Origin of the sequence: Glutamicibacter sp. BW78 (genome assembly GCF_002332245.1) — a bacterium.
Classification (GTDB): Bacteria; Actinomycetota; Actinomycetes; order Actinomycetales; family Micrococcaceae; genus Arthrobacter_H; species Arthrobacter_H rhombi_A.
The window spans coordinates 291471-317550 of the sequence record NZ_NRGU01000032.1 but is presented as its reverse complement, the minus strand read 5'-3'; the positions used below and the strand labels follow the sequence as shown (position 1 = coordinate 317550).

At 63.7% G+C, this 26080-nt stretch carries 17 protein-coding genes; 10 read left to right on the top strand and 7 right to left on the bottom strand.

The features are described from left to right. The first annotated feature begins 12 nt into the window (after positions 1-12). Positions 13-1437: a mercury(II) reductase gene (merA, locus tag CIK75_RS10130; protein WP_086996208.1), complete on the top strand. Its 1425-nt coding sequence runs from the start codon at positions 13-15 to the stop codon at positions 1435-1437. Positions 1438-1466: 29 nt separating this feature from the next. Continuing rightward, positions 1467-2135: an organomercurial lyase MerB gene (gene merB, locus CIK75_RS10125; protein ID WP_086996206.1), complete on the top strand. Its 669-nt coding sequence runs from the start codon at positions 1467-1469 to the stop codon at positions 2133-2135. 345 nt (positions 2136-2480) lie between these two features. On the opposite strand, the gene CIK75_RS10120 is transcribed toward merB, so the two are convergent. From CIK75_RS10120 to CIK75_RS10100, 5 genes are all read right to left on the bottom strand, one after another. Then, positions 2481-3122 (bottom strand): vitamin K epoxide reductase family protein, encoded by a 642-nt coding sequence (locus CIK75_RS10120; protein ID WP_086996203.1) that lies wholly within the window; start codon positions 3120-3122, stop codon positions 2481-2483. Positions 3123-3151: 29 nt separating this feature from the next. Beyond that, on the bottom strand, positions 3152-3838 hold the full coding sequence (locus tag CIK75_RS10115; protein WP_086996200.1) for a thioredoxin domain-containing protein: 687 nt from the start codon (positions 3836-3838) through the stop codon (positions 3152-3154). 231 nt (positions 3839-4069) lie between these two features. Then, positions 4070-4528, bottom strand: a complete 459-nt coding sequence (gene lspA / locus CIK75_RS10110) for a signal peptidase II (RefSeq protein ID WP_241895392.1) — start codon at positions 4526-4528, stop codon at positions 4070-4072. A 47-nt stretch (positions 4529-4575) separates the two neighbouring features. Next, on the bottom strand, positions 4576-6522 hold the full coding sequence (locus CIK75_RS10105; RefSeq protein ID WP_086996194.1) for a cation-translocating P-type ATPase: 1947 nt from the start codon (positions 6520-6522) through the stop codon (positions 4576-4578). Continuing rightward, entirely contained in the window at positions 6519-6905 is a 387-nt protein-coding gene (locus CIK75_RS10100; RefSeq protein ID WP_086996191.1) for a metalloregulator ArsR/SmtB family transcription factor, read from the bottom strand. Before CIK75_RS10100 ends, CIK75_RS10105 begins: the two co-directional genes overlap by 4 nt. A 300-nt stretch (positions 6906-7205) precedes the next feature. Between CIK75_RS10100 and CIK75_RS10095 the strand changes: the two genes are divergently transcribed. After that, positions 7206-7799 (top strand): recombinase family protein, encoded by a 594-nt coding sequence (locus CIK75_RS10095; RefSeq protein ID WP_086996189.1) that lies wholly within the window; start codon positions 7206-7208, stop codon positions 7797-7799. A 133-nt stretch (positions 7800-7932) separates the two neighbouring features. Here the strand turns inward: CIK75_RS10095 and CIK75_RS10090 are convergent, their stop codons facing one another. Further along, positions 7933-11001 (bottom strand): Tn3 family transposase, encoded by a 3069-nt coding sequence (locus tag CIK75_RS10090; RefSeq protein ID WP_086996186.1) that lies wholly within the window; start codon positions 10999-11001, stop codon positions 7933-7935. A gap of 436 nt (positions 11002-11437) precedes the next feature. On the opposite strand from CIK75_RS10090, the gene CIK75_RS10085 reads away from it, so the two are divergent. The 6 genes from CIK75_RS10085 (at position 11438) to CIK75_RS16335 (ending at position 23426) form a co-directional block, all read left to right on the top strand. Then, on the top strand, positions 11438-13513 hold the full coding sequence (locus CIK75_RS10085; RefSeq protein WP_086996183.1) for a hypothetical protein: 2076 nt from the start codon (positions 11438-11440) through the stop codon (positions 13511-13513). Continuing rightward, positions 13513-15126 (top strand): class I SAM-dependent DNA methyltransferase, encoded by a 1614-nt coding sequence (locus CIK75_RS10080; RefSeq protein WP_086996180.1) that lies wholly within the window; start codon positions 13513-13515, stop codon positions 15124-15126. Before CIK75_RS10085 ends, CIK75_RS10080 begins: the two co-directional genes overlap by 1 nt. Continuing rightward, the gene (locus tag CIK75_RS10075; protein WP_086996176.1) at positions 15123-16283 is read left to right on the top strand and encodes a restriction endonuclease subunit S; all 1161 of its coding nucleotides are present in this window, start codon (positions 15123-15125) and stop codon (positions 16281-16283) included. The genes CIK75_RS10080 and CIK75_RS10075 overlap by 4 nt, the downstream gene beginning before the upstream one ends. Before the next feature lie 216 nt (positions 16284-16499). After that, positions 16500-19718 carry a type I restriction endonuclease subunit R gene (locus CIK75_RS10070; RefSeq protein WP_086996172.1) on the top strand — a complete coding sequence of 1073 codons (3219 nt, stop codon included), beginning with the start codon at positions 16500-16502 and terminating at the stop codon, positions 19716-19718. Further along, positions 19715-22033 (top strand): AAA family ATPase, encoded by a 2319-nt coding sequence (locus tag CIK75_RS10065; protein ID WP_158225938.1) that lies wholly within the window; start codon positions 19715-19717, stop codon positions 22031-22033. The genes CIK75_RS10070 and CIK75_RS10065 overlap by 4 nt, the downstream gene beginning before the upstream one ends. Before the next feature lie 1042 nt (positions 22034-23075). Continuing rightward, the gene (locus CIK75_RS16335) at positions 23076-23426 is read left to right on the top strand and encodes a hypothetical protein (RefSeq protein ID WP_198962425.1); all 351 of its coding nucleotides are present in this window, start codon (positions 23076-23078) and stop codon (positions 23424-23426) included. 70 nt (positions 23427-23496) lie between these two features. On the opposite strand, the gene CIK75_RS16050 is transcribed toward CIK75_RS16335, so the two are convergent. After that, on the bottom strand, positions 23497-24405 hold the full coding sequence (locus CIK75_RS16050; RefSeq protein WP_143269208.1) for an HIRAN domain-containing protein: 909 nt from the start codon (positions 24403-24405) through the stop codon (positions 23497-23499). 217 nt (positions 24406-24622) lie between these two features. Here CIK75_RS16050 and CIK75_RS10050 point away from each other — a divergent pair, with 217 nt between their 5' ends. Further along, a complete protein-coding gene (locus CIK75_RS10050; protein ID WP_342744362.1) occupies positions 24623-25999 on the top strand; it encodes a D-arabinono-1,4-lactone oxidase in 1377 nt (458 codons plus the stop codon). Positions 26000-26080: the final 81 nt, after the last annotated feature.

Here is a 26080-nt window from a genome sequence, read left to right as displayed (position 1 = left end):
GAGGTAGCTGGAATGACAAACGAACAGTTCGACTTGGCGATCATTGGTTCCGGGGGCGGCGCGTTTGCGGCCGCGATCCGAGCCACCGGATTGGGCAAGCGGGTCGTGATGGTGGAGCGCGGCACCGTGGGCGGGACATGCGTGAACACCGGATGCGTGCCCTCAAAGGCGCTTCTGGCCGCCGCGGAGGCCCGCCACGTGGCGTTGGACTCGGCCCGCTTCCCCGGGGTGGCGACCTCGGCGGGCCCGGTGGACATGCCGGCCCTGATCCAGGGCAAAGCCGCGCTGGTTGAAAGCATGCGGTCGGAGAAGTACGTCGATCTGGCCGCGGACTACGGCTGGACGATGATCTCGGGGGACGCATCGTTCACCGGGACCCAGAACGCACCACTGCTCCGGGTCGCCTCCCCGGACGGTACGGTGAGAACGATCGAGGCCGGGCACTACCTCGTGGCCACCGGCGCCGCACCCTGGGTGCCGTCCGTCCCCGGACTGGCCGAGGCCGGGTACCTGACCTCGACCACGGCGATGGAACTGGACGAGGTTCCCGAATCATTGCTGGTCCTGGGCGGGGGCTATGTTGCCCTGGAAATGGCGCAGCTTTTCTCCCGGCTGGGCTCCCGGGTGACCATGCTGGTCCGTTCCCGGCTGGCCTCGCAGGAGGAACCGGAGGCATCCAAGGCCCTTGCGGGGGTGTTTGCCGACGAGGGCATCCGGGTGGTCCGGCGGGCCATGGCCGACTCCGTGGCCTCCGGCCCGGACGGGATCTCGGTGACGGCAAGCGTGGCCGGGGGCGAAGAAGTGTTCCGCGCTTCCCACATCCTCGTGGCACTTGGCCGCCGCCCAGTGACCGAGGGGCTGGACCTTGATGCCGTCGGCGTGAAGACCGGCGCCACAGGCGAGATTCTGGTCGATTCCCGTCTGGCCACGTCCAACCCGCGCATCTGGGCCGCCGGGGACGTGACCGGACATCGGGAGTTCGTTTACGTTGCCGCGGCCCACGGCGCGATGGCCGTGGACAATGCGTTCACCGACGCCCTGGCCGAGGTCGACTACCGGCACCTGCCGCGGGTCACCTTCACCAGTCCCGCCATCGGGTCGGTCGGCATGACGGAAAAGGAAGCCGTCGCTGCCGGGATCCGTTGCGAGTGCCGGGTCCTGCCCCTGGAGTACGTGCCGCGAGCCGTGGTCAACCGCGACACCCGCGGCTTCATCAAGGTTGTCGCCGAGCTCGGCACCGGACGGATCCTGGGCATTTCCGCGGTGGCCAAGGACGCCGGGGAAATCGCCGCCGCCGGCGTCTACATCCTCGAAGCGGGAATGACCACCGCGCAGGTCGCCGCCGCCTGGAGCCCCTACCTGACGATGGCCGAGGGCATCAGGATCGCCTGCAAGGCCTTCACCACCGACGTCGCCAAGCTCTCCTGCTGCGCCTGAGTGCAACCCATCTGAAGCAAAGGAATTCCATGACCACCATCGACCACCAGGCCCTCACCTACCTGTTGTCCCCCGCGCGCTCCGGAATCGACCCGAAATTGTTCGTGCCGCTGCTGCGGCTCCTGGCCGAGGGCGAGCCCGTAACGATCGCCGAACTGGCCACCGCCAGCGGCCGGAGCGAAGACACGGTCCGGCAGGGACTGGCCGCCGTCCCGGACACCGAGTACGACGACGAGGGCCGCGTCATCGGCCTCGCCCTGACGATGCGACCCACCCCGCACCGCTTTACCGTCGCCGGGGAACAGCTCTACACCTGGTGCGCCCTGGACACCCTCTTCTTCCCGGCCCTGATCGGGAAGGCCGCAACCATTGAGTCGACCTCCCCGGGCAGCGGGACCCTCATCCGGGTGGCGACCGGCGCGGACGGCACGGTGACCTCCGTGCAGCCGGCCACCGCCGTCGTGTCCCTCATCAGCCCGCGGGGCACGGGGCCGGTGCGGTCCTCGTTCTGCAACCAGATCCATTACTTCGCCTCCCGCGAGGACGCCGGTCCGTGGCTGGACGCCCACCCCGACGGCGAAGTCCTGGACATCGAGGCGGCACACCGGGCCGGCGCCGCCATCGCGGCCTCGATGCTGTCGGATGCAACCTGCGCGGATCCGGGTTCGGACACGCGAAACGACTGCTGCGCACCGTGACGCCCACACGCCGGGAACCGGGGGGTGCACGTGCCTGGCCCATCGTTTCGGCAAACGGGGCGCGCGCCTAGAAGGCAGGTCGGTGCAGGCGGCATCAGGCCGGATGCCGCTTCGTGCAGAGGACTCCGGGTGTCATTTTCGCCTGCACAGTCAGAAGTCCTCTGCACTGCGGTTTCGCGTCCGCAAGCGGAACGGCAACCGGGACCGTGGAGATCAACGCCAAATGGCCTGATTCCAACGGTGCCTGGCGGCTGTTGAACAGGGCTGCCTTCGACCGCGGCAAAATGCACCCGCAGGGAACGAAGCCCGCCGCGCCGGTCCCGGGGAGTACCCCGGGAGCGGCGGTTATCCGCCGGTGAAGGCCGGGAAGAAGCGAAGGAACACGGATCCGGCGACCGCGACATAGGCGATGGCCACGAGCGTGCCGGCCCAGTCGGCAGCGAACCGGACCACGGCCCGCGGCGCGGGGATGACCCCGTGGACGAGGTTGCGGACCGTGAGCAGGATGAACAGGGGGATCATGGCCGCCCACACCACCATGCAGTACAGGCACAGAATGTAGATCTCAAAGAGGGCCTGGCTCCAGAGCCAGATGACGAACACCGTCCCCAGGGTCACCCCGGCCTGCAAGCCGGCCCAGTACCAGCGCCCCGGGGCGGCCCCGGAGAGGACCGCCATGGCGGTGGCCAGGACGACGGCGAACGCGACGATGCCGATCAGCGGGTTGGGGAAGCCGAACAATTCCGACTGCCAGGTGCCCATGACCCGCCCGCAGGAGACCCACGGGTTCACGTCGCAGCTGGTGACGTGGCCAGGGTCCTTGTACAGGGCCAGTCGTTCCAGGACGAGGACGGCCGAGGCGACCCAGCCCACGACCCCCGTCGCCAATAGCAGGAACCCGAACGCCCGTGGGCGGGCAAAGCGGGGAACCCGGGGCTCGAGTCCTTGGGGGCCGGCTACGACAGGGCCGGTGTCTGGTGTGCTCATGGCGTCTTCTCCAGGCTCGGGACGGCGGACTAGTTGGCGGCGGCTTCTTCGATGGCGGCCACGAACTGTTCCAGGCTCTGGACCGTGAGCATCTTTCCCTCGAGGAAGAACGTCGGGGTTCCGCTGACGCCCAGGGCCTTGCCGTCGGCGATGTCCAGCTTGATGCGGTCCTGGGTGGCAGGGTCGGCGACGGAGGCATCGTACGCGGCCAAGTCCAGGCCGAGGTCCTCGGCGTAGGTGCGGAACAGGGCGCTCTTGTTGTCCGCCGACTCGCCCCACTGGGCTTGGGTCTCGAACATCTTCTTGTACATCGGTTCGTAGGCACCCTGCAGGGCCGCGGACTCCACGGCCAAGGCGGCGTTCATGGAGTTCAGGTGCCCGGGCAGCGGGAAGTACCGCTGGACGAAGGTGATGTTCTCCGCGTATTCGCCGCGCAGCTCCTCGATGACCGGGTAGAACGCGCCGCAGGACTCGCACTCGAAGTCCAGGAACTCCACCAGGACCGCCTTTTCGTTCGGCGCCTGGGAGAGCACCCGGCTGTTCTCCCGAACGACCTGCCCTTCCGTTGCGGTGGCGCCGGTGGCTGCGGTTTTGGCGTTTCCCTGGGCGAGAACGTAACCGACGATGGCAGCGACAACGATGGCGGCCAGCAGGGTCCAGACGATGATCTTGGATTTCTTCGGGGAGCGGGTGGATTGCGGGGTGGTGCTGTTCATGCGGTGTTCCGTTCCTTGGCTGGCGGGTGCAAAGGAATGCCAGCCGGTGTCGTTATTGTTTTGCTGCTCCGGGAGCGAACGCTCATGAATCGTGCGGCAAGCCGTCCCGGCAAAGCGCTGGGACGATCTTTTTACAGTTTCTTGGACTTTGCCGGGACCAACGGGTGATCCCACTCGGGTTTCCGGGTGCCCTCGTTCAGCAAATGGAAAGCCCTCGCGCGACCCGAGTGGTCAGTCGTGGTCCCGGGAAGGGGCGGCACGAAGCGTGCCGAGGGCATACAGAACAACTCCCGCGGTGACAAACACATCTGCCAGGTTGAAGGTGGGGAACCACCCGGTGTGCAGGTAGTCCACCACGCCGCGCCCGTCGAGCCGGTCAATGAAGTTGCCGACGGCACCACCGAGCAGCAGGGTCGCGCCCGTTCGGGACATCCGGCCCATGGCTGGTGCGGAGGAAACCGCATACCAGGTCAGTGCGGCGATGATCAGCCCTGTTACCACCACGATGACCCAGGAGGGGAGGTCCGCGCCAAAGCTGAACGCTACGCCCGGGTTATAGAGCAAGCGGATATTCACCAGCCCCAGGTCGGTGGTAGCACCGTTGGAAAGCAAGGTTTCGGCCAATGCCTTGAGGGCCAGATCGACGGCTGCCAGCGCGGCCGCGCCAAGAAGCATCGCGGTCCTGACCATACGCGTTCCCCGCTTCCGAGGGGCGGCTGTCTCCGGGGCCTGGGGGATCATGCCGCAGGCTCCAGGGACGGGACCGGCTGCGTGCTTTTCAGTGCGGCCTTGCCGCTGATCCGGCCGGCCCGGACTCCGTTGGCGATCACGACGATTTCTGCCAGCTCGTGGATGAGGACCACCGCGGCCAACCCGAGGACCCCGAAGAGGGCCAGGGGGATCAGTGCGGCAATCAGCAGCAGGGACAGGCCCACGTTCTGGAGCATGATGCGCCGGGTGTTGCGCGCGTGGTCCAGTACCTGGGGCAGGTGGTTTAGGTCCTCGCCCATCAGGGCGATGTCCGCGGTTTCGATGGCCACGTCGGTGCCCATGGCACCCATCGCGATTCCGCTATCGGCCGTGGCCAGGGCGGGCGCGTCGTTGACTCCGTCCCCGACCATCGCGGTGGGCTGCCGGGATTGGAGGGTGCGGATGATCTCCGCCTTGTCCTCCGGGCGCAGATCGGCATGGACTTCGGTAATGCCCGCGGCCTTGCCCAGGGCCGTTGCGGTGATGACGTTGTCCCCGGTGAGCATGGCCGTGGTGTATCCGGCCGCGGTGAGCCTTGCGATGACCTCGCGGGCCTCGGGGCGCAGCTCGTCGCGGACGCCGATGGCACCGATGACCTGCCCGTCCTCCTCGATGAGCACCGAGGTGGCACCCGCGTGCTGCATACGCTCGATGTCCGGGGCCAAGGCACCGGCATCGATCCAGCCCGGGCGACCAAGCCGGACACGCCTGCCCTCGATCCGCCCCTCCAGGCCCGCCCCGGGAATCGTGTCAACGTCGGTGACCGAAGCCCGGCCGGTGGTCGAGGCGAGGATAGCGCGGGCCAGCGGGTGTTCGCTGCGGGATTCCAGTCCCGCCGCGAGGGCAAGGACTCGTTCCCGGGTCGCGGATCCGGTACCCACGACCTCGATCACCGAAGGCTTGTTCCGGGTCAATGTTCCGGTCTTGTCCAGGGCGATGGTGCGGATCTTGCCCAGGGTTTCCAACGCGCCGCCACCCTTGATGAGCACCCCGATGCGGCTGGCGGCACCGACGGAGGCCACGACGGTCACGGGCACGGAGATGGCCAGCGCGCAGGGCGAGGCCGCCACCAGGACGACCAGGGCGCGTTCGAACCACAAGGCCGGTTCCCCGACGATGAAGCCGAAGATGATGATCAGGGCGGCGGCGATCAGGATGCCGGGGACCAGTTTCTTGGCAATGGAGTCGGCCAGCCGTTGGCCCGGGCCCTTGCGGGATTGCTCGGCTTCCACGATGTGCACGATCTTGGCCAGCGAGTTGTTCTCCGCGGTGCTGGTGACTTCGACCTCCAGCGGGCCGGTGCCGTTGATGGAACCGGCGTAGACCTCGGAGCCGGGGCCGACCTCGACGGGGACGGATTCGCCGGTGAGCGCCGAGGTGTCCAGGGAGGTGCGGCCGGTGAGGATCCGTCCGTCGGTGGCCAGGCGTTCCCCGGGCCGGACGACCATGCGGTCCCCGGGGACCAAGACGGAGGGGGATACCGTGGTTTCGATGCCGTTGCGCAGGATCCGGGCCTCGGCCGGAACCAGGTCCAGCAGTGCCCGCAGGCCGCGCCGGGTTTTTGCCAGGGAGTATTCTTCCAATCCCTCGGAAATCGCATAGAGGAAGGCCAGCATGGCCGCTTCCTCGAACTGGCCCAGTGCCACGGCACCGACGGCGGCGATCGTCATCAGCGTACCGACGCCGATCTTTCCCTTGAGAAGACGCCGGAGCGTGGAGGGAACGAACGTCCAGGCAGCAACCAACAGCGCACCGAGTTCCAGCGGAAGCGTCACGAACCGGGGGCCTGCTGCCAGCGAGGTGATCCACGCCGCCAGCAGCAGCACACCGGCCACGGCGGCCGCACGGACCTCGGTTACTTGCCAGAACCCCGTGGCCTCTTCGGCTTCACCGGGTTCGGTTGTCTCGTCGCTGCATCCGCAGGCGTCGCTCATCGGGCGTTCTCCTTTTCAATCATCGGGGCGGTGGTGCTGTCCGGGCCGTAGTTCGGGCACAGGCTGACCGCGTTGCCGGTGGCGGCCAGCAGGACCTCGGCCTGGGCGAGCATGTCCATCAGCTCCGGGCGGGACAGCGAGTAGTACACGCTGCGGCCCTGGGAGCGTCCCTCGACCAGGCCGCAGTCGCGCAGGCAGGCCACGTGCATCGAGGCCGTGGATTGGGCCAGGCCCAGCTCGCGGGTGAGGTCGCCGACCCGTACCTCGCCGCTGGCCATCCGCTTGACGATTTTCAGCCGGACCGGGTCGCCGAGGGAACGGAACAAGGCGGCCGCGGGGTCCAGCCCGCACGCGTCCACCGGAGCATCTTGATTGATCAGCATTTACTGATGATATCCCAAATTGCTGATCAATGGCATGAAGGCTGGTCGCTGGAGTCCACCCCGGCGGCTGCTCGGGTTGGCCCCGAACTTGCCGGGAGTTGCGTTCCGGGGCGTTCGCATCTCGGTCACGCCCCGCACGTCTGTCTCATAAATCTAAAGCTTTTCGAGACACCGGACCCGCGCCAATTTTGACCACCGGTCGCGGCGCAGTCCCGGGAGGCATTTTGTTCCAGAAAGTCGTCTTACCGTAAAGCGTCTCGTCCGCTTGGGTTCAAGGGGTTTTTGAGCCACAATGGCGGAGTGAGACTTTTGGGATACACGCGGGTGAGCACCTCGAGCCAGGATGCGCAGTTGCAGCTTGGCGCGCTGGTCAAGGACGGGGTGCAGAAACGGGACGTGTTCGCCGATGTCACCTCCGGCAGCAGGACCGCGATCGAGCGGCCCGGGATGAAGAAGCTGCTTGAGTACGCCGAGGCCGGAGACACCGTGGTGGTCTGGCGGGTCGACCGGCTCGGCCGATCCCTGGTCGATGTCCTGAACACCGTGAACCTGCTGCGCGAACATGGCGTGCAGGTCCGCTCCGTTTCGGACGGGATCGACCCCGCGACATCCACCGGGCGGATGATGCTGAACCTGCTGGCCTCCCTGGCCGAATACGAGCGCGAGCTAATCGTGGAGCGGGTCAATGCCGGAATCGCCGCGGCGCGTCAATCGGGCACCCGGTTCGGCCGGCCGCTCTCGGACCCGACGGTGATCGCGGACAAGCTCGCGATTGCGAAGGACGCCCGCGCGAAGGGACGCACCGCCGAAGAAGCGGCACGTTTGGTCGGGTGGAGTCGCGCGACGCTCTACCGTCACCTCGGTGCAGAGGCCAGATCCAGCAAGAGCCGCTGATCCCTGATGTCCCGACGCAGTGCTGCCGGCTTATGAACGACACCTGCCCGACGACATCGACGCAGGAAATCAAGACCTGTCTGTCCTGAGCGTGAATTTCCGTAAGGATCAGTCCCCGACACGCTCAGAAGAGTCAGCCCTCCGGCTGGAGCTGTTTTCTCAGTGGGCGCAGCCCGTCGGGCGTTGGTGCGGTGAAAGCGTAACGGCCGAGCGTGTTGATGTGCTGATTTCCCAGCGGTGACAAGCGGGCGATGTCGTTTTCGGAGATCTCTGCTCCGGCTTCGCGCAGGGCGGCAATGGCGGCGTCCGTATAACGGGTGTTCCACAGCACGACGGCGTTGAGCACCAGGCCGAGCGCTCCGAGCTGGTCTTCTTGCCCCTCGCGGTAGCGCTGGTAGACCTGGCCGCGCCGCCCGTGGAAGATCGCCCGGGCCAGGCGGTGGCGTGATTCCTGGACGGTGAGCTGGGTGTTGATGGCCCGCCGGTAGGTCTCATCCGACGGATCGACCAGAGCCAGCAGATGAAGGGTCTTGGCCATGCGCCCGTACTCGAGGATCGCGGAACCCAGCGGGGAGGGGGACCCATTGTCGCGGGTGAGCGTACGCAGCACGTCATAGGCGCGAACCGTCCCGGTCGCCAGCGATGCCGCCACCCGGGTCATGTCATCCCAATGGGCGCTGATCTTGTCCAGGCGAATCTTGTGCCTGGCAATGTCATTCAATACCCCATAGTCGCCCGGGTCCTGTCCGGGGGCTGTGGCGCGCCACAGTCGCTGGTCGGAGAGATCGGCGATCCGGGGTGAGAACTTGTAGCCGAGCAGGGTGAAAATCCCGAAGACCATGTCGGAGTAGGAAGCGGTGTCGGAGGCAACCATCTCGGGTTTGGGTCCGCCATCGAGATTGAGCATGGTGTCCAGCACGTACAGCGAGTCCCGCGCCGTGCCCGGCACGACCACGGCACCAATGCCTGAGACTTGGTCGTTGACGGCGTTGAACCACGTCAGCCCCCGCCCACGTCCAAAGTACTTCGGGTTCGGGGCGGCGTTGATCGTCCGGACCGGGACCACGAACCGCAACCCGTCGACCGAGGCCAGCAATCCGCCACCCCACGACGCGATGATTGGCACGCCGGACTGCGCCTCGATCAGCCGCCCGTTGGCGAGCGTGTGGGTCTCGGCGCGCACGTAGTTCGCCTCCACATGCCCCAACCTGTCCCGAGTCAGAGCCGGGTGCCCCTCGGCGACGACGGGTGTGAGCCCGACATTGCAGGCCTGAGCGGTCAGTACCGCGGCGACCGACAGCGGCAGATCACCCATTCTGGCACCGGCGCCGGACGCGTGGGTGTAGGAGTGAAGGAATCCTGTCCAGGAGTGAACCTCCAGGAGGATCTCGGGAAGGTCCACCCGTGGCAGCATGCCGGCAACCTGCGCCCGCAGGTTTGTCAGCGACTCGGGGATGACCAATGCGTCCAGGGGAGTCACCGAGAGTTTCACCCGCCCGTTGCCGTCCTCGACCAGGCGAAGGCTCGCCTCGGGGCCGGCCTGACCAATTGAGTCGGACAGGCCCCGCCACGCGGCATCCAGCACCTCGACCTTCCCGGCAAGGTGCTCACTCACCGGGCCTTCCAGGCTCAAGGACCGCAAGGCCTGCTCCCGCGCCGTGTCCCAGGCGGATCCGGTGAGCAGCTGGGCGCGCGGATCGCTCCACCGGGTCGAGGTCAGGGCGAACACGTCCCGGCGGCGCAGGCTCGCACGGAGCTGTTCCAGAACGCACACCACCCATGCATCCCGATTCACTTCGGACTCGCCCGCGGCTTCGAACACCACGCCATGCCAGGCCGGTGGCACCAGCGCTTCATCGACTTCCTCGCGTCGCACCCTGCGCCGACCCCGCAATCCGTCCAGTCCGGACAATGCGTCCAGGACTTGCTGCCCGACCGGGATGGCACCCCACGGAATTGTCGTGGACAACAGGCGCAGGAACGGAGCCACCGTGCGGAACCGACGCGCCATCTGCTCACGCATCGCCCCGGCAGCACCCCTCTGGTCCGGGACGAGTTCCCCCACCTTCGCCACCGCATCGGCAATCCGGTCACGGGCGGCGACTTGTTCCAGCGCCGCCCACGCTGCCACGACATCGACCTGTTCGCCGGATTCCCCAAGAACACGCAACAGCGTCTGCCCGACCCGGGCCAGGATGCTCGAGGCCTGCTCCAGCTCGGGCATCTTCGCCAATCGTTCCGCGGCCGCCGCTCGGCGCGAGGGGCCGAGCACCTTCGTGGTCATCAGCAGATCGAACAGGTCCAGCGCATCATCGACCGCTGCGGCTTCCAATGCCGCTACCGTTGCCACCAGCGTCGCCGAACGACGAGGCTCGGCCAGCCTCCGCAACGACTGTGCCTTTGCACCCAGCCCGTACCGTGCCAGCTCCCGCACCCGTGCTGCAGGTACCTCCGACATATCAACTGCCCCGGCCCCGAGCGTTCGGACCGCCTCGACCCGGTGCAACGCCTTCTCCAGCTCGGGACCCGAGACCCGCGTCGGGCCCGCCCGCAACGCCTCCAGCCTTGAAACCTGTTGGCCATGGTCCTTCTTGAGCAGACCGAGCAACGTGGCCGGGAGCCCGGCGTCGACTTGCTGCGCCGCCGCCGCGAGCATCGAGTGCATCCGCCCCTGTGCTGCCTCGCGTGAAGACTGCACCACCCGTACGAGCGTCGTCACCCCGGGCAGCAGTACCCGCTCACGGCGAAGCCACGCCGTCGCGTGCTCGAACAACACGGTCGGCCCCTCGCCATGGGTCCAAGCACGTGAGTACACAAACTCCGCCAACTCCCCGGGCACCGCCCCGATGCACTCGCGATACCCGTATGCGGTGCGGATCTCACGGGCATGGGTGTTGGCTGTCTCTACGCGTACGGTGTATCGCTTCACCGCAGAGGGGTCCGAAATCCCGAGCTGGGCAGCCAGATAGTCGACCACGGTCCACGGAACATCAAGCGGGTCCGTGAGGAACGACCCCAAGAAGCGGACGGTACCAACCTGCACGGCGAACCCCAGCCGATTGTGGTCTCCGCGCCGTTTGGCGATCAGCTCCCGGTCGGCATCATCAAGGTAAAAGAACCGCTCCAAGTCGGTTTGCAAGGGGTCCCCGCTAAACCGCCCGAACCTGGCGGCCTGCTCATCACTCAAGAAATCCACCGGCATGCGTTACACCCTACCCAGCAGCGGCGAAACCATGCACCGCGTGTCTTGGCGCGCAATTTCACGCCGTTACTACCGAAACCCCATGATGCCGAATGCCCAGGGCTTGCCGATCGACGGCCCCGGTCGAACCGGCTCGGATAGGTGGGCGGGCGAACCGGGCTGCTGCCAGGGATCGCGGGTTCCGGTTGGGTGTTCCATGCTGGACTGCCTTACGTCGAGGTGCGAGAGGTGGCGGGAGCCCCACCCCCAATTGCCTTTGAGGACTCCCGCCGGTTCCGCCAGAAGCCCGGCGGAACAACACTGACATTAGAAAAAAGCAACGATCCGAGACAGATTTATGCTGATAAGTGGGCTTATCAGCGTCAAGGGGACTTCGAGACAAATGACGCTTAGACTCAAGACTCGACATCGTCAACATCGGGATCAGGGAGGCATCATGGGCCGGCAACAACTGCTCACCCTCACCGATGTCGCCCACCTAGCGCAGGTCCGCCGCCCGGTCGTGAGCATGTGGCGCAAACGTGCGAGCCCCACGGGCCACCACTTTCCCGCTGCCGCATCGACGCGCGGCGCGCAAGAGCTGTTCGACGCCGGCGACATTGCCCGGTGGCTGACAGAGACGGGCCGCGGCAATAATCCCGAAGCGGCGCTGGACGTGGCCATCCACGCGATCTCGACGATTGACGATCCACTGTCAGCGACGGCACTGATCGCGCTCCAGGGCCTCGCGGGCCAGAGCCTGTCGACGCTGAACGAGGCGGACATCGTCGATGCCGCGGACGAGAAGGACCCGGACGACACCTACCTCTACTCAGAGGTCGAGGCACTGGGAGAGAAACTGCGAGGGTTGTCCGAGCTGGCCGGTGACCTCATTGATGCCGCCTTCAGCCCGGAGGCCGCCATGGAAGCCATCGTGCAGGCGATGCAGGGCAGATTCCTGGGGCTGTCCCAGACGCGCCTCGCACCCGGGGCCGTGGCCCTGGTGGCGGGGACTGCGGTGGAGCTGGCCCTGCGACTGGGCGAAGGCCGCGACGTCGTGCCGACCTTCCTCGATGCCTCAGTTGGCGGCAGCGATATCCCGCTGGCCATCCTGCGGGAACTTGGCGAATCCCTGCCGGGTCGATTCGGGCTGGCGTACTCCGCCGCAATCCTGGAGAGCACCGGGGCAGCACTCACCCGACTGGCCGAGCGTCGACTCAAAGTCCACCTGCGCAGCGGCGGAAGCCATGGGCCGGCGGGCCCCGGCCTCACCGGCGGCCCAATCGTCCACGTCGCCCAGTTCCCGGCGCCGGGCAGCCCCTCCCCCACAGCCGTGGACGTACTCACCAGGCTGGAGGACTTCGTCCAGCACCTCGGTACCTGGGACAGCGCCGTCATCCTCGCCCCCGCCGAAGCGTTGACCGACGAACTGCGCGCCGCCGGCGAGGGCGCCCGTTCGCGCATCCTGCGCACCGGACGCATTCGCGCCTCAGTCCGACTCCCCGAGAAGCTACTGCCCGCCAGCCCGCGGCGGGCCATGGCACTCTGGGTCATGGGCCCGGCACATGCGAACGTGCCCATTGCCGATCGGTGGACCATGATCGCGGATCTCTCGGCCACGACCTTGGACACCGCCGCCCGACAGGACCTCATCAGTGACCTCTCTGCCTCCTTGGGGACCCGGCGGGAGATTTCGGCCCACGCCTTCCGGTTCGCCCGCCTGGTCCCGACCCCCACGCTGTTGGCCTCCGGGTCGGCCTTGCCGCTTTCGTCGACTCCACCGGCTGCGCCGTCGCCGGCGGGAGCGGAACCGTCCGCCGTTGACCATATGGTCCGCCTCGAGTCAGCGATGGACGCCATCGAGTCGACGCCGCTTCCCTCTGCCATCGCTGGCATTACCTTCGACGTGGCGCCGAAAACGGGCAATTCATCTCTGCCGCAATGCAAAACGCGCACCCAGCAGAGCCTCGGCACGCTGCTGGCGAAGAACCAGCTCTGCTACCTTCCCGGCACCCGCATCGACCCGGAATCCTTTGGCCGTGAAGGCTTCCTCGTTTGGGGCGTCGACCATCTGGAACCCGCCACCAGCCGACCCGACGGCCGCCACATCAACGCAATGGTCCTCGCCGCGGAATATCCGCGAGCCACCCTGACCGAACCCGGCGACATCATCTTCCGCACCGGCCCAAGACCGCGGGCGGTGGTCGACCGCGTCGGCTCCGCCGTCGTACGGTATCCGGCGCGGATCCTGCGGGTAAGCGACGGTCAGCAGACACTCGTCCCCGACGTCCTTGCGGCGGACATCAACGCCGCACCGGGAGGCCCCTGGCGTCAGTGGCCTGTGCGAAGCTTGACCCCGGAGGCGGCTTCCGGGCTGGGTGCCGTGCTGGCCCGGGTCGAGGCCACACGGGACGAACTACTGGACCGGCTGCAACGGGTCGATGACCTGACCGCTCTCCTGCTCGACGGCGCCGCCGCCGGCGTGATAGCTACTCTTGATGAAGAACCACCCACCAGGGAAGGAAGGCCGTAGTGCCCCCGAAGAAGAAACAGGCCACCACGGCACCGTCCACCATGAAGGAACTCAAGGACACTCTCTGGAAGGCCGCCGACAAACTGCGTGGTTCCATGGATGCCTCGCAGTACAAGGACGTGATCCTGGGGCTGGTGTTCCTGAAGTACGTATCCGATGCCTTCTCCGAACGGCGCGCCCAGCTCGCCGAGGAGCTGGCCGCCGACGGGATGAGTGAGGGCCAGATCGCCCAGCTGATCGACGACACCGACGAATACACCGGCAACGGCGTTTTCTGGGTTCCGGCCAATGCACGCTGGGAATACCTGGCCGAGAACGCCAAGGGCCTGCCGGCCGTCGACGGGGCTCCGCCACGGAACATCGGCGAACTCATCGACGCGGCGATGGATGCGGTCATGGCCGCGAACCCCTCATTGGCGGCAACCCTGCCGAAGATCTTCAACCGGGACAGCGTCGACCAGCGTCGGCTGGGCGAACTGATCGACCTGTTCAATTCCGCCCGCTTCACCGGCCAAGGGGCCGGCCGGGCCCGCGATCTGCTCGGGGAAGTGTATGAGTACTTCCTGGAGAAGTTCGCCCGGGCCGAGGGTAAGCGCGGTGGTGAGTTCTATACCCCTGCCGGCGTGGTCCGTGTGCTAGTCGAACTCCTGCAACCGACCCACGGGCGGGTCTACGATCCCTGCTGTGGCTCCGGTGGCATGTTCGTCCAAACCGAGAAGTTCCTCGACGCGCACAACGAGGACCGCACCGCGATCTCGGTCTACGGGCAAGAGCTGAACGAGCGCACCTGGCGGATGGCGAAGATGAACCTGGCCATCCACGGGCTCAACGCCAACCTGGCCCCACGCTGGGGCGACACGTTCGCAAGAGACCAGCATCCGGAGATGCAGGCCGACTTCGTGATGGCGAACCCGCCGTTCAACATCAAGGACTGGGCCCGCAACGAATCTGACCCGCGCTGGCGCTACGGCGTCCCCCCGGTGAACAACGCCAACTATGCGTGGATCCAGCACATCATCTCCAAATTGGCCCCGGGCGGCTCAGCCGGAGTGGTCATGGCGAACGGTTCCATGTCCTCAAACTCGGGCGGGGAGGGACAGATCCGCGCCCAGCTGGTCGAGTCCGATCTCGTCTCCTGCATGGTCGCCTTGCCCACCCAGCTGTTCCGTTCCACCGGGATCCCGGTGTGTACGTGGTTCTTTTCCAAGGACAAGGCTGCCGGCGAGCACGGTTCGGTGGACCGCAGTGGGCAGGTGCTCTTCATCGATGCCCGGCAGCTCGGGCACATGGTCGACCGCGCTGAGCGCGCACTCTCCGACGAAGACATCGCCAAGATCGCCGGCACCTTCCACGCCTGGCGCGGCTCGACTTCCGCCGCTGGCACCGAGTTCAACGACGAAGCTGGCTTCTGCTATTCGGCCACCCTGGAAGAGATCAAGACCGCGGACTATGCGCTCACGCCGGGTCGTTACGTGGGCGCCGCGGAGATTGAGGACGACGGCGAACCAAGTGAAGAGAAGATCGCCCGGCTGAAGAAAGAGCTGTTCGAACAGTTCGATGAGTCCGAGCGGTTGGCCCAGGTCGTGCGCGAGCAGTTGGGGAGGGTTTCGTGAATGATTGGAAGGAGGTCTCCCTCCAAGATCTGGCCACAGAAGTTACCGTCGGTCACGTCGGGCCAATGGCGCAACACTACAGAGAGGAGGGTATCCCGTTTCTTCGATCGCTTAACGTTGATGCCCATACCCTTGACCTTGAGAACGTCAAGTACATATCTGCCGAGTTCCATGCCAAGCTAAAGAAATCCATGCTGATGCCCGGTGACGTGGTGACGGTCAGAACTGGAAAGCCAGGGACAACGAGCGTGATTCCAGAAGACCTACCGATAGCCAATTGTTCGGACCTCGTGATCACGCGGCCAGGTCCCAAGCTCGACGCTCGATGGTTCAGTTATTACATGAACAGTGCAGGTTCCAACTTCGTCGACGCGCAGCTAGTCGGAGCAGTCCAGCAGCACTTCAACGTTGGTTCAGCGAAGAACATGCGGATTCGCTTGCCTCCTTTACCACAGCAAATGGCGATGGCCGAAGTCCTCGGTTCCCTCGACGACAAGATCGCCACCAACACGAAACTGCTAGCCACGATTGACGCTTTGGTGCAAGCACAGTTCCGTGCCACGCTTGCGGATGCACATTTGCAGCCACTCTCCGATTGTGCCGAGTTCGTAAACGGCAAAGCATTCACTAAGGGCGCAAGTGGTACTGGCCGAGTGGTTGTCAGGATTGCTGAGCTAAATTCGGGTCTTGGCGGTTCAACGGTCTTTAGCGATGCTGAAGTCGAGAATAAACATGTGGCCAGCCCGGGAGACATCTTATTCGCCTGGTCCGGTTCGCTGACACTTCATCGCTGGTTCCGCGACGATGCCATCGTGAATCAGCACATTTTCAAAGTGATTCCTCGCGATGGGTACCCTCACTGGCTGGTCTACGAGCTTCTGCGCAACAAAATTGAGGATTTCAAATTAATCGCGGCAGATAAGGCCACGACAATGGGTCACATTCAGCGCAAGCACCTTGATGAGCCGGTGCTGGTGCCCGGTAACCTCTTACGCCAAGAAATTTCTCCCCTAATGGAGACACTCTGGCAAGCATCCCTCAACGTCGAACGAGAGAGACTGACGCTCGCCACCATCCGCGACACGTTGCTTCCTCAATTGATGTCGGGCAGTCTCAAAGTCACGGACTCTGAGACTATGGTCGCATCAGTGGTATGACCTGTACTTGGCGCGTACCCGGCGCCGGATAGATACAGTAAATGACTGGAAGGCACAGGACTGACCCACAGCTCTGGCGGTCAGACGAAAAGTAACTTTCTGGCTGGCGACATCGGTACCCTGCTAGCGGTCAAGCAAGACGGCGTCCAGCCATACGCCGACGAAGACGGCATCGAGTCCAACAACACCAACATCTAGTCTCCGGGGGCAAACGGGATGACACTGCAAATCAGCTTCACCGAGGCGGATTGGGAAGACCTCGTCCTCGAGCAACTCGGCGACCAGAACTGGCGGCCCACCCACGGGGACCAGATCGCCCCCGGCTCGGGCGAAAGGGAAACCTGGGACGACCTGCTGATACGGCCTCGTCTGCTTGCCGCTTTGCGCCGGCTGAACCCCGGCGTCCCGGAGCAGTACCTGCAGCAGGCTCTCGCCGCGATCGCCGCCCCGACCTCGCAGGACGCGATCACCGAAAACCACCGGATGCACAGGATGTTCGTCGAGGGCCACCGGATCTCCTACCTGGATCCGGACGGCACCGAGCAGAACCCGACCCTGCGGATCCTGGGCACCGAAGAGACCGACAACGACTGGCTCGCCGTCAACCAGGTCACCCTGGTCCAAGGCGACTACCGGCGACGCTTCGACGTCGTACTGTATTGCAATGGGATGCCTGTAAGCATTCTGGAACTGAAGAAAGCCGGCTCCCGAGCCGCAGACGTCGCCGCCGCGCATGCCCAGCTGCAAACCTACCTACGTGAGTTCCCGCTCGCGTTCAGATTCTGCGTCTTCACGTTCGCCTCCGACGGGATCGACGCCAAATACGGGACCCCGTTCACCCCGCTGAACCACTTCTCCCCCTGGAACGTGGACGACGACGGCGAGCCAATCCCGCCCGGACACACCGTGGACGGGGATGCGGTGCTTCCCATCGAAACCGCGCTGGCCGGACTCTACAACCCCACCCGTTTCCTGCAGCTGCTGCACTCCTTCACCGCCTTCGACGGCGGCGCCGAGGGGCTGCTCAAGCGCATCGCCAAACCGCACCAGTACTTCGCCGTCACCAAAGCGGTGGGCTCCACCATCGACGCGGTCCGCACCAATGGCAAGGCTGGCGTCGTCTGGCACACCCAGGGCTCGGGAAAGTCCATGGAGATGGAGCTCTACACCAACCGGGTGATGCGCCACCCGACATTGAAGAACCCCACCGTCGTGGTGATCACCGACCGCAACGAACTCGACGGGCAGCTCTTCTCCGGGTTCGCCCGCTCCCAGCTGCTACCCGATACGCCGAAGCAGATCCGCCGTCGTACCGAATTACGCACCGAGCTCTCCGGCCGGGTCACCGGCGGCATCTACTTCACCACCTTGCAGAAGTTCAGCCGCACCACCGAGGAAAAGGAATCCGGGACGGTGCACCCACTGCTCTCGGACCGGAAGAACATCATCGTCATCGTCGACGAGGCCCACCGTAGCCACTACGACGACCTCGATGGCTACGCCCGGCACCTGCGCGATGCCTTGCCCAACGCCACGCTGATCGCCTTCACCGGCACCCCGATCTCCTTCGAGGACCGCAACACCCGGGACGTGTTCGGCGAATACATCGACGTCTACGATCTCTCGAGGGCAGTGGAGGACGGCGCCACCGTCCCGGTCTACTTCGAACCGCGGTTGATCAAGGTGCAGCTGGCCGCCGATCTGACCCAGGATGACCTGGACTCGGCCGCCGACGAGGCGACCACCGGGCTGGACGACACCGAACGGGCGCGGATTGAACAGTCCGTGGCCGTGGTCAATGCCGTCTACGGGGCTCCCGAACGGCTCGAGGAGCTTGCCCGGGATCTGGTCACGCACTGGGGGACCCGCCGGGACACCATGGCCCCGTTCATCGCCGACACCGGCGGCTCGCCGACGCATGGCAAGGCCATGATCGTGGGCGGGACTCGCGAAATCTGCGCGAATCTGTACGACCAGATCATCAAGCTGCGCCCCGACTGGCACTCCGACGAACTCGAAAAGGGCCGGATCAAGGTCGTGTACTCCGGCAACGCCTCCGATGTCCCCCCGGTCTCCAACCACGTGCGGCGAGACTCGTTGAACAACACCATCAAGGAACGGCTCAAGGATCCGGACGACGAGCTGGAACTGGTGATCGTCAAGGACATGATGCTCACCGGCTTCGATGCCCCGCCGCTGCACACCCTCTATCTGGACCGTCCACTCAAGGGGGCCCTGCTGATGCAGACCCTCGCCCGGGTCAACCGGACCTTCCGCGGCAAGGAGGACGGCCTGCTCGTCGCCTACGCCCCGCTGGCCGAGAACCTGGCCAAGTCCCTGGCCGAATACTCCAGCACCGACCAGGAGGCGAAGCCGGTCGGGAAGAACGTGGACGAGGCCGCCGGCCTTGCCGTCGAGCTGGTGGAGCAGATCAAGACGCTTCTTGCTGGCTATGACTGGCGGGCGGTGCTGGCCAAGCCGGGGCCGAAGTCCTTCCTGAACGCCATCACCGGGGCCGTGAACTACCTCCGCGACCCGACGACCGAGGGCAACTCCCCCGCGGACGACGCCCCGACGCTGGCGGTGTTGTACCGGCAAACGGCCGGCCAACTCGCCCGCGCATGGGCCCTGTGCACGGGCTCAGGCAGGTTGGAGGACCTTCGCGCTGACATTCAGGTGTATGAGGAGATTCGCGTCTGGATGGGCAAGTATGACGCCCAGGACCGCCAGTCCCGCGGCGAACCGGTACCCGAGGAGATCCAGCGGATGCTCGGGCAACTCATCGCCTCCGCGACGGACGCCACCGGGGAGGTGCTGGACATCTATGAAGCGGCCGGCATGTCCAAGCCATCGCTGAGTGATCTCACCCCGGAGTTCATCGCCAAGACACAGAAGGCCCGCAACCCGCAGCTGGCCATCGAGGCATTGCGCAAACTCGTGGCCGACGAGTCGGCGAAATCGACCAAGCACAACACCATCCGGCAGCGGGCGTTCTCGGAGCGGATCACCGAACTGATGAATAAGTACACCAACCAGCAATTGACGTCGGCCGAAGTCATCGCCGAGCTGGTCGAACTGGCGAAGGAAGTTGCCCAGGAATCCCAGCGCGGTCAGCGTTTCACTCCCCCTCTGAACGAAGACGAACTGGCGTTCTACGACGCCGTGGCACTCAATGAATCAGCCGTCGAAATCCAGGGCGAAGGAGTCCTGGCGGAGATCGCCCGCCAGCTGGTGGCGATCATGCGCCGCGATGTGCGCACGGACTGGACCGTCCGCGAGGATGTGCGGGCCAAGCTCCGCTCCTCGATCAAGCGGCTCCTCGTGATCAACGGTTACCCACCGGATAAGCAACCCGAAGCGATAAAGCTCGTCATTGAACAAATGGAGACTCAGAGCCTGCACTGCACGGAATTCATCGAAGGGGAAAATCAGTGATCCAACACATAGCCCATGTCGAGAATTTTCGGACTCTCGCCCAATCTCCGCATGTAGGAGGCGACCAATCGTATTTCGGCGCCTATACGCTCATATTCGGTGCGAATGGATCTGGAAAGTCCACTATTTCCGAATTGCTTCGACAGCTTGGAACTGTTGGAGCCCCTTCAAAAACAACATTGGTAACGGATACCGACACGCAAAGGTTGACTCAAGGAGCGCCTTTTGAGAGTCACCGTGTTTGGGTTTTCAATTCTGATTTTGTTCACGAGAATCTTCGAGAGTTCGTCTCGGGCAGCGGCCCGACAGCCCCGATCATCAAACTCGGCAAAGTTGCGGTCGACGATGAAGCAGAGAGCCGGCTCCTTGCCAAATTGGTGGCACGAAACGACATCTGGAAAGCGGGGCTAGAAAGCGATCAACTCGCCGGTATCGCCAATCGCAAAAAGGCCATAAGCGCTACCAAAGAGCTCGTTATCGAATTTCTAGGCACCTACGACGGCGCAAGATTCAATTCGAACAGTTTTACAACGACTAAGGCACGCGCCCTTTTGGACAACCCACGGGCGGTCCGTCTCTCGAGAGAGACAGCCCGTCAACATATGAGAACGCTCTCACAGGCCGCGCTGGAGGCCATCTCGCCTCCAAGCATGCCGCTCGTGGATGTCCGTGACTTCACAAATCGAGCCCGCCTGATCATTGCCCGTAGGCAGAGCGAAAGCGAGTTCCCTGAACTCGACGGCGATCTAGCGTTGGCTGCATGGGTCCAAAGTGGAATTGCACACCACGAAAACAACGACGATTGCAAATTCTGCGGTTCCGACATGCCTGAATCATTGCTGGTTCGATTAACTACCTACTTCAAGAATGGCAACGCACAGATCCGGGCTGATGCCGAAGCGCTGGCCAGCAGTTGCGCTGACGCCAGCCATGCGCTCGATCAATGGATAAGAGAGCTTTCAGCCCCCTCCGGCATCATTGCTGCTGAAAGTGAGAAATGGGCATCGGCTGTCGACTCGGCGAAAGCCTTCGTTGTGGAAACAACGGCGTCTCTCAGGGAAATCCAAAGTGCTTGCGAAACCAAGGCCACGAACCTGTCTTATGACGAATCACTCGCGAGCCCAAATATGCGAAGCCAAGACTTTCTAGCGGAACTCGCTGCATGTGTCGAACGACACGAAACTGAACGAACGGACTATTCGGCCGTGCAAAATAAGGCTGTAGATGAATTGGCCCTCCACGCCGCAGCCTTTCATCAAAGCGACTTGACGGCCGCTGAGAATCGACTGGCTAGGGTCGCTAGCGCTTTGGAACTGGTGAACGCGCAGTCCGAATCTTGCGCTAGCAAGCTGAAGGCAATCGAGGCGCGCCGCCTAAATACCTCGGAGATGGCAGCGCAGCTGACCGACGATCTCCATACGATCTTTGGAAAAACGACCCTCACGATTCAACCGACAAGTGACGGCTCGGGATATCAAGCCGTCAGGGAAGATGGACCAGCAAAGTTCCTTTCCGAAGGCGAGCAGCGCATTTTGGCGCTTGTTTACTTTATTCGGACTCTTGACGATGACAACTTCGACCGGAAAAATGCCACTGTCGTAATTGACGACCCCTCCACTAGCCTCGATAGAGAGAATGTTTTCGCGACTTCAGCGTGGTTGGATCAACAACTTGATGGAGTGCGTCAGCGAATTCTCCTCACCCACAGTTTCGACTTCTTCCAGCTTCAACTACGAGCGCAAAATTCGAATGAAAACGACGAACCTGATGCACCTGATGGCGCTGGAACGGTGCCAGCCCATCGAGTCCTAGAGATCCGAAGTTCTCAAATCGTCGGAGCGGATTCCAACGAAATTACTATAAGAGCGTTCCCAGAAAAGATACTAAGCGCGCCTTCAGAATACGTTTACCTATTCCGCAGGGTTGCGGAAGCCTGTGCAGGGCTCGACGACGAGAACCTACCCGTGGTTGGCAATGCCGCGCGGCGGCTCATAGAGGGGTTCCTCGCATTCAAAGCACCGCAGGCATCGAACTTCGGCAGTCGATTTGCACTATGTATTCCGACCGGGATTAGCAGCGGCGTAGCCAATCAAGTAAAGACCTTCCTCCACAATCAGTCTCACCGCTCAGCACCAGACCCGTCATCAACCGGTGTGGAGATGGCCTTACTCCCTTCGGTTAAGGGCGTTATGGCATTTATGCGGGCTTGCGACGAAACCCACTTCACTGGCCTGGCCAAAGCTGTCGGCATCGATCCGAAAGATATCCTCACAGGTCGTGATCTAGCAGCCGCTCGTGGGCAAATCAAAACGTAGCACTGGGGCCCAATACCTTCGCGAATACGGATCACGGAGCTAGTTGGCACATATGCCGGAAGACAAACAGGACAACCTCGACCCGGATCAAGCAGACAAGACCGTACCCATGAAGGCAAGAACGTCATAAATCATGTTATCCAAAACGGCGTCGCAGGCGCGCCCCGTTTTCAGCTGTACCTACGCGCCCTCACTGAGGCTGGGCTCGGTACCCGCACCGTAGCGCTGCTGGACTTGGACGATTTCCATGCCGACGCCGCGGCAATGTCTGTCCGTGCCGCCGGGACGACGATCCGTATAGCATCCAAGTCGCTTCGTATTCCCGGTGCCCTCGAGGCGGCCTTGACCAAGCCGTGGTATTCCGGTGTTCTGGCATTCTCGCTCCCGGAAACCCTATGGCTGGCCGCGCGAACGGGATTCAATACATCGTCGTTGCTTATCCGACAGCTGATCGCGGAGCGCTGAGGCAACTTCTGCGATCGGAGGTCAGTGAACATGTCACGGTCATGCTCGACTCCACCGAGCAACTGGAGATCCTCCGCAACGTCGCTCGGTCCTGCAACATCCCAACTAGAGCGCGGCCCCGAGTCTGCCTCGAGATCGACGTCTCCTATGCCCCGGTGCGTCATCGCACCGGGACGCTATCCACCAAGCTCAAGGTCGGGCCGGCCCACTCCTCCCATCACCACGGTCGAACAAACCGTCGCCATGGTTCGCGCTTGCGAACGTGCAGGCGTGAGCCTGGTGGGAGTCACTATGTATGAATGGCTAGTTGCCGGGGTCGCCAACGGCGCCTGCACACCCCGAGGGCTCGCTGTCCGTGCGCTGCAGGCCCTATCGAAACGGGACATCGCCCAGTGGCGGGGCGAAGTCGTCTCGGCGCTGCGCGAACTGGGCGGACTTGGAATTCGTCAACGGTGGCGGCACCGGCTCCATCGAATCCACCAGCGCCGAGGCCACGGTCACCGAGGTTGCTGCGGGCAGCGGATTCTACGGGCCCGAACTCTTCCAGCACTAGCGCAGTTTCCGCCCGGCCCCGGCGTTGCACCTGCTCCTCGATGTCGTCCGCCGTTCCACCACCGACACTGTCACCGTTCTCGGTGGTGGCTGGGTCGCTTCCGGACCTCCCGGTAAAGACCGCCTGCCGGTCCCCATCTGGCCCGAAGGCCTGCGCTACGCCCCACCCGAGGGACCGAGCGAAGTCCGGCCACCACTCACCGGTCCCGCAGCCGCCGGACTGAGCGTCGGCGATCCCGTCTCCTTCTGCCATGCCAAGGCAGGCGAACCCTGCGAGCGCCTTAACTCCGTCCTCGTCTACAGCAACGGCGAGATCATCGATGAATGGCCCACCTACCGCTGCGAGGGAATGGCCTTCCTTCAGAGTTCTTCGTAGAGACTCTTTGGAATACGGCCCAAGGCTCGAGTCCATCAGCGAAGTTGTGCAACCCCTAATCTGCCGAACGCTATCCAGAAGTGACAAACCGCTCTGGGCGCTGCAGTTCATCGAAACTCTTCACTAAATGCGGCTCCTGTGGGTATTGGCTTGATCGAGAGGCATATTTGACGGGCTCTGCATCCGAGAAAGCCAGCCCATTGAACGATACATAGACACCTGCTCCGGTGACGCTGCCGTCGAACTGTGCCTGGATTGCAACCCGGCTTCCTTCACCAAGATACGGCTCAAGCTCGCTAGTGGCCTGTATTGTCAGGATTCCTATATCCTCATCGCCAATAGTGGCTCTAAGGCACCTATCCCGCTTTAGCGGCCCTCCTAGTCCGGGGAACAACTCGGTGAATAGAGTGCATCTTCTTCCAAACTTAGTTGTAAATTTCCGAAGTTGCACTTCGTCACGTCCGAACTTCGCCAACGATTGGCCGCGCCCACCAGGAATGAGTAAACATGGCCCTGGAAGATCATTGGCCGGCACAGTTTCTTCTCCGTATCCAGGAACCCCTATTCGAACGTTCGATACGGTTCTTGAGGGCGACAGTGCCTTTCCGCGAGCGTCACCAGTGTCAGTGCGAAGCGCACCCCATAAACCAACGGAGATAGTCGGGGCCCAGCCGAGTCTCCTAAGCTCGCGGACGGTTTCAGCATGATCACGCGCCACGATACGCGGCAAATAACCGACAATAAGACCTTCGCAAAATATGGCGACCGCGTGTTTGTCGTGAGGATTAAAGGGCTCATCAACCAAGATTCCTTCAACGTCGGCCGCAATTCCTTCTTTTGTGAAGGGACGATTCAATATCATCCGGACGTGATCTGGGTAGGCCCAGCCGCCAGCAGCATCGTAGGAGTCACCCCAAGTTTGTCCCAATAACGGATATGACCACCTGTGCCCACTGACCGGGGCTGGAGCTTGTTCCATGCTCAAAGTATCTGCCGCTCTCCCCAATTTCGTCCAGAGCGCGTCCAATCACCCCGATAGTCCGGTCGTGCCATCTCCAAGAACAGCTCTTCCCACAGCTTTCGGTTCCTCTCGACTATACGTTTCCTGATTTCGCCGACAACAAGAGTTTTCGAGTCCGCAATAGATATGGACCGACTTCGTCAAATAGTAAGTCCGTTCCATTTCCGACTAAGGAATAGCCATCCGCGCGAAACGGCCCCTACGCCACAGAGAACATGGCCTTCCAGAGGGTGTATACGTTCGGTCTGAACGGTGGAAATGGCGGAACTGGTCAGCCAGCGCGGTCAGCCAGCCCTCCGCCGTCGTACTCCCCCGCACAGAATTCGATGTCGCCACCGTGTTGGCCCGGGCCACGGCCCAGGGACGACAGGTGAAGGTCGTGGGAGGGGCGCACTCGTTCACCGACATCGCAGCGACCAACGGAGTCCTGGTCGGTCTGGACCGGATGCAAGGGCTTGAGCATGTGGACCCGGCCACCGGCGAGGCGACCCTGCTCGGAGGGACCCGGCTGTTCAATGTCGCGGAGCTACTCGCCCCGCATGGCTTGGCGTTGCCCAATATGGGCGATATCGACCACCAGTCGCTGGCCGGCTCGCTGGCCACCTCGACCCATGGCACCGGGTTGGCGTTCACCGGGTTCTCCGGCCTGGTGACGTGGCTGCGGCTCGCTCTGCCCGATGGGTCGATCGTCGAATGTTCGGCGACCGAACGACCCGAGCTGTTCCAAGCGGCACGGGTCGGGCTCGGGGCCATCGGCGTCGTGCTGGCAGCCACGCTGCGTTGCCTGCCGGCATTCCAACTGCGGGCCGTCGAGAAGCCCGAACCGTTGGTGGGAATGATCGAGTCCTTCCTCGAACGCTCCGCGACCGAAGACCACCTCGAGTTCTATTGGTTCCCCCATACCGAGACCGCGTTGGCCAAGACCAACACCCGGCTGCCGGTCGACGCTCCGCGACACCCGGTTAGCCCCATCTCCCGCCTGCTCGACGATGAACTACTGGGCAACGGGGCCTACGGGCTGATGTGCGCGGCAGGATCCCGTGTCCCGGCATTGGTCCCGCCGTTGAACCGCCTTGCCGCGAAGACCCTGGCGGCCCGTGATTACACGGATGTGCCCCATAAGGTGTTTGTCACTCCGCGACGGGTGAGGTTCCGCGAGATGGAGTACTCGCTGCCGCTGGAGGCGTTCGGCGAGGTCTTCGCCGAGCTCAAGTCGGCGATCGAAGGGTACCGGGAACCGATCAGCTTCCCCATTGAGGTGCGCACGTCGGCGGCGGACGACACCTGGATGGGAACCTCGGCCGGACGTCAGTCGGTCTACTTCGCGGTCCACCGCTACGCCCGGGAACCGCACCAGGAATTCCTGCAGCACGTCGAGCAGGTGTTCATCGCCCACGGTGGCAGGCCGCACTGGGGGAAGCTCCACTCCCGCGATGCCGGGTATCTTTCGGGTGTCTACCCGGAATTCGAACGATTCACTGCGGTGCGGGACGAAACCGACCCGACGGGGACGCTGTTGAATCCTTATTTACGGCGCGTGCTCGGAGCCTAACTGGCCTCCATTCCTATTTGCCCGGTGCTTCCATCGAAATAGCGAGCACTCAACGACGGACCGCACTGCCCACATCTGGAG

Excerpts from the sequence above, each read along its gene's own strand:
- merA (WP_086996208.1), top strand. The coding sequence starts at position 13 with ATGACAAACGAACAGTTCGACTTGGCGATCATTGGTTCCGGGGGCGGC.
- merB (WP_086996206.1), top strand. The coding sequence starts at position 1,467 with ATGACCACCATCGACCACCAGGCCCTCACCTACCTGTTGTCCCCCGCG.
- CIK75_RS10120 (WP_086996203.1), bottom strand. The coding sequence starts at position 3,122 with ATGAGCACACCAGACACCGGCCCTGTCGTAGCCGGCCCCCAAGGACTC.
- CIK75_RS10115 (WP_086996200.1), bottom strand. The coding sequence starts at position 3,838 with ATGAACAGCACCACCCCGCAATCCACCCGCTCCCCGAAGAAATCCAAG.
- lspA (WP_241895392.1), bottom strand. The coding sequence starts at position 4,528 with ATGGTCAGGACCGCGATGCTTCTTGGCGCGGCCGCGCTGGCAGCCGTC.
- CIK75_RS10105 (WP_086996194.1), bottom strand. The coding sequence starts at position 6,522 with ATGAGCGACGCCTGCGGATGCAGCGACGAGACAACCGAACCCGGTGAA.
- CIK75_RS10100 (WP_086996191.1), bottom strand. The coding sequence starts at position 6,905 with ATGCTGATCAATCAAGATGCTCCGGTGGACGCGTGCGGGCTGGACCCC.
- CIK75_RS10090 (WP_086996186.1), bottom strand. The coding sequence starts at position 11,001 with ATGCCGGTGGATTTCTTGAGTGATGAGCAGGCCGCCAGGTTCGGGCGG.
- CIK75_RS10085 (WP_086996183.1), top strand. The coding sequence starts at position 11,438 with ATGGGCCGGCAACAACTGCTCACCCTCACCGATGTCGCCCACCTAGCG.
- CIK75_RS10070 (WP_086996172.1), top strand. The coding sequence starts at position 16,500 with ATGACACTGCAAATCAGCTTCACCGAGGCGGATTGGGAAGACCTCGTC.
- CIK75_RS16050 (WP_143269208.1), bottom strand. The coding sequence starts at position 24,405 with ATGGAACAAGCTCCAGCCCCGGTCAGTGGGCACAGGTGGTCATATCCG.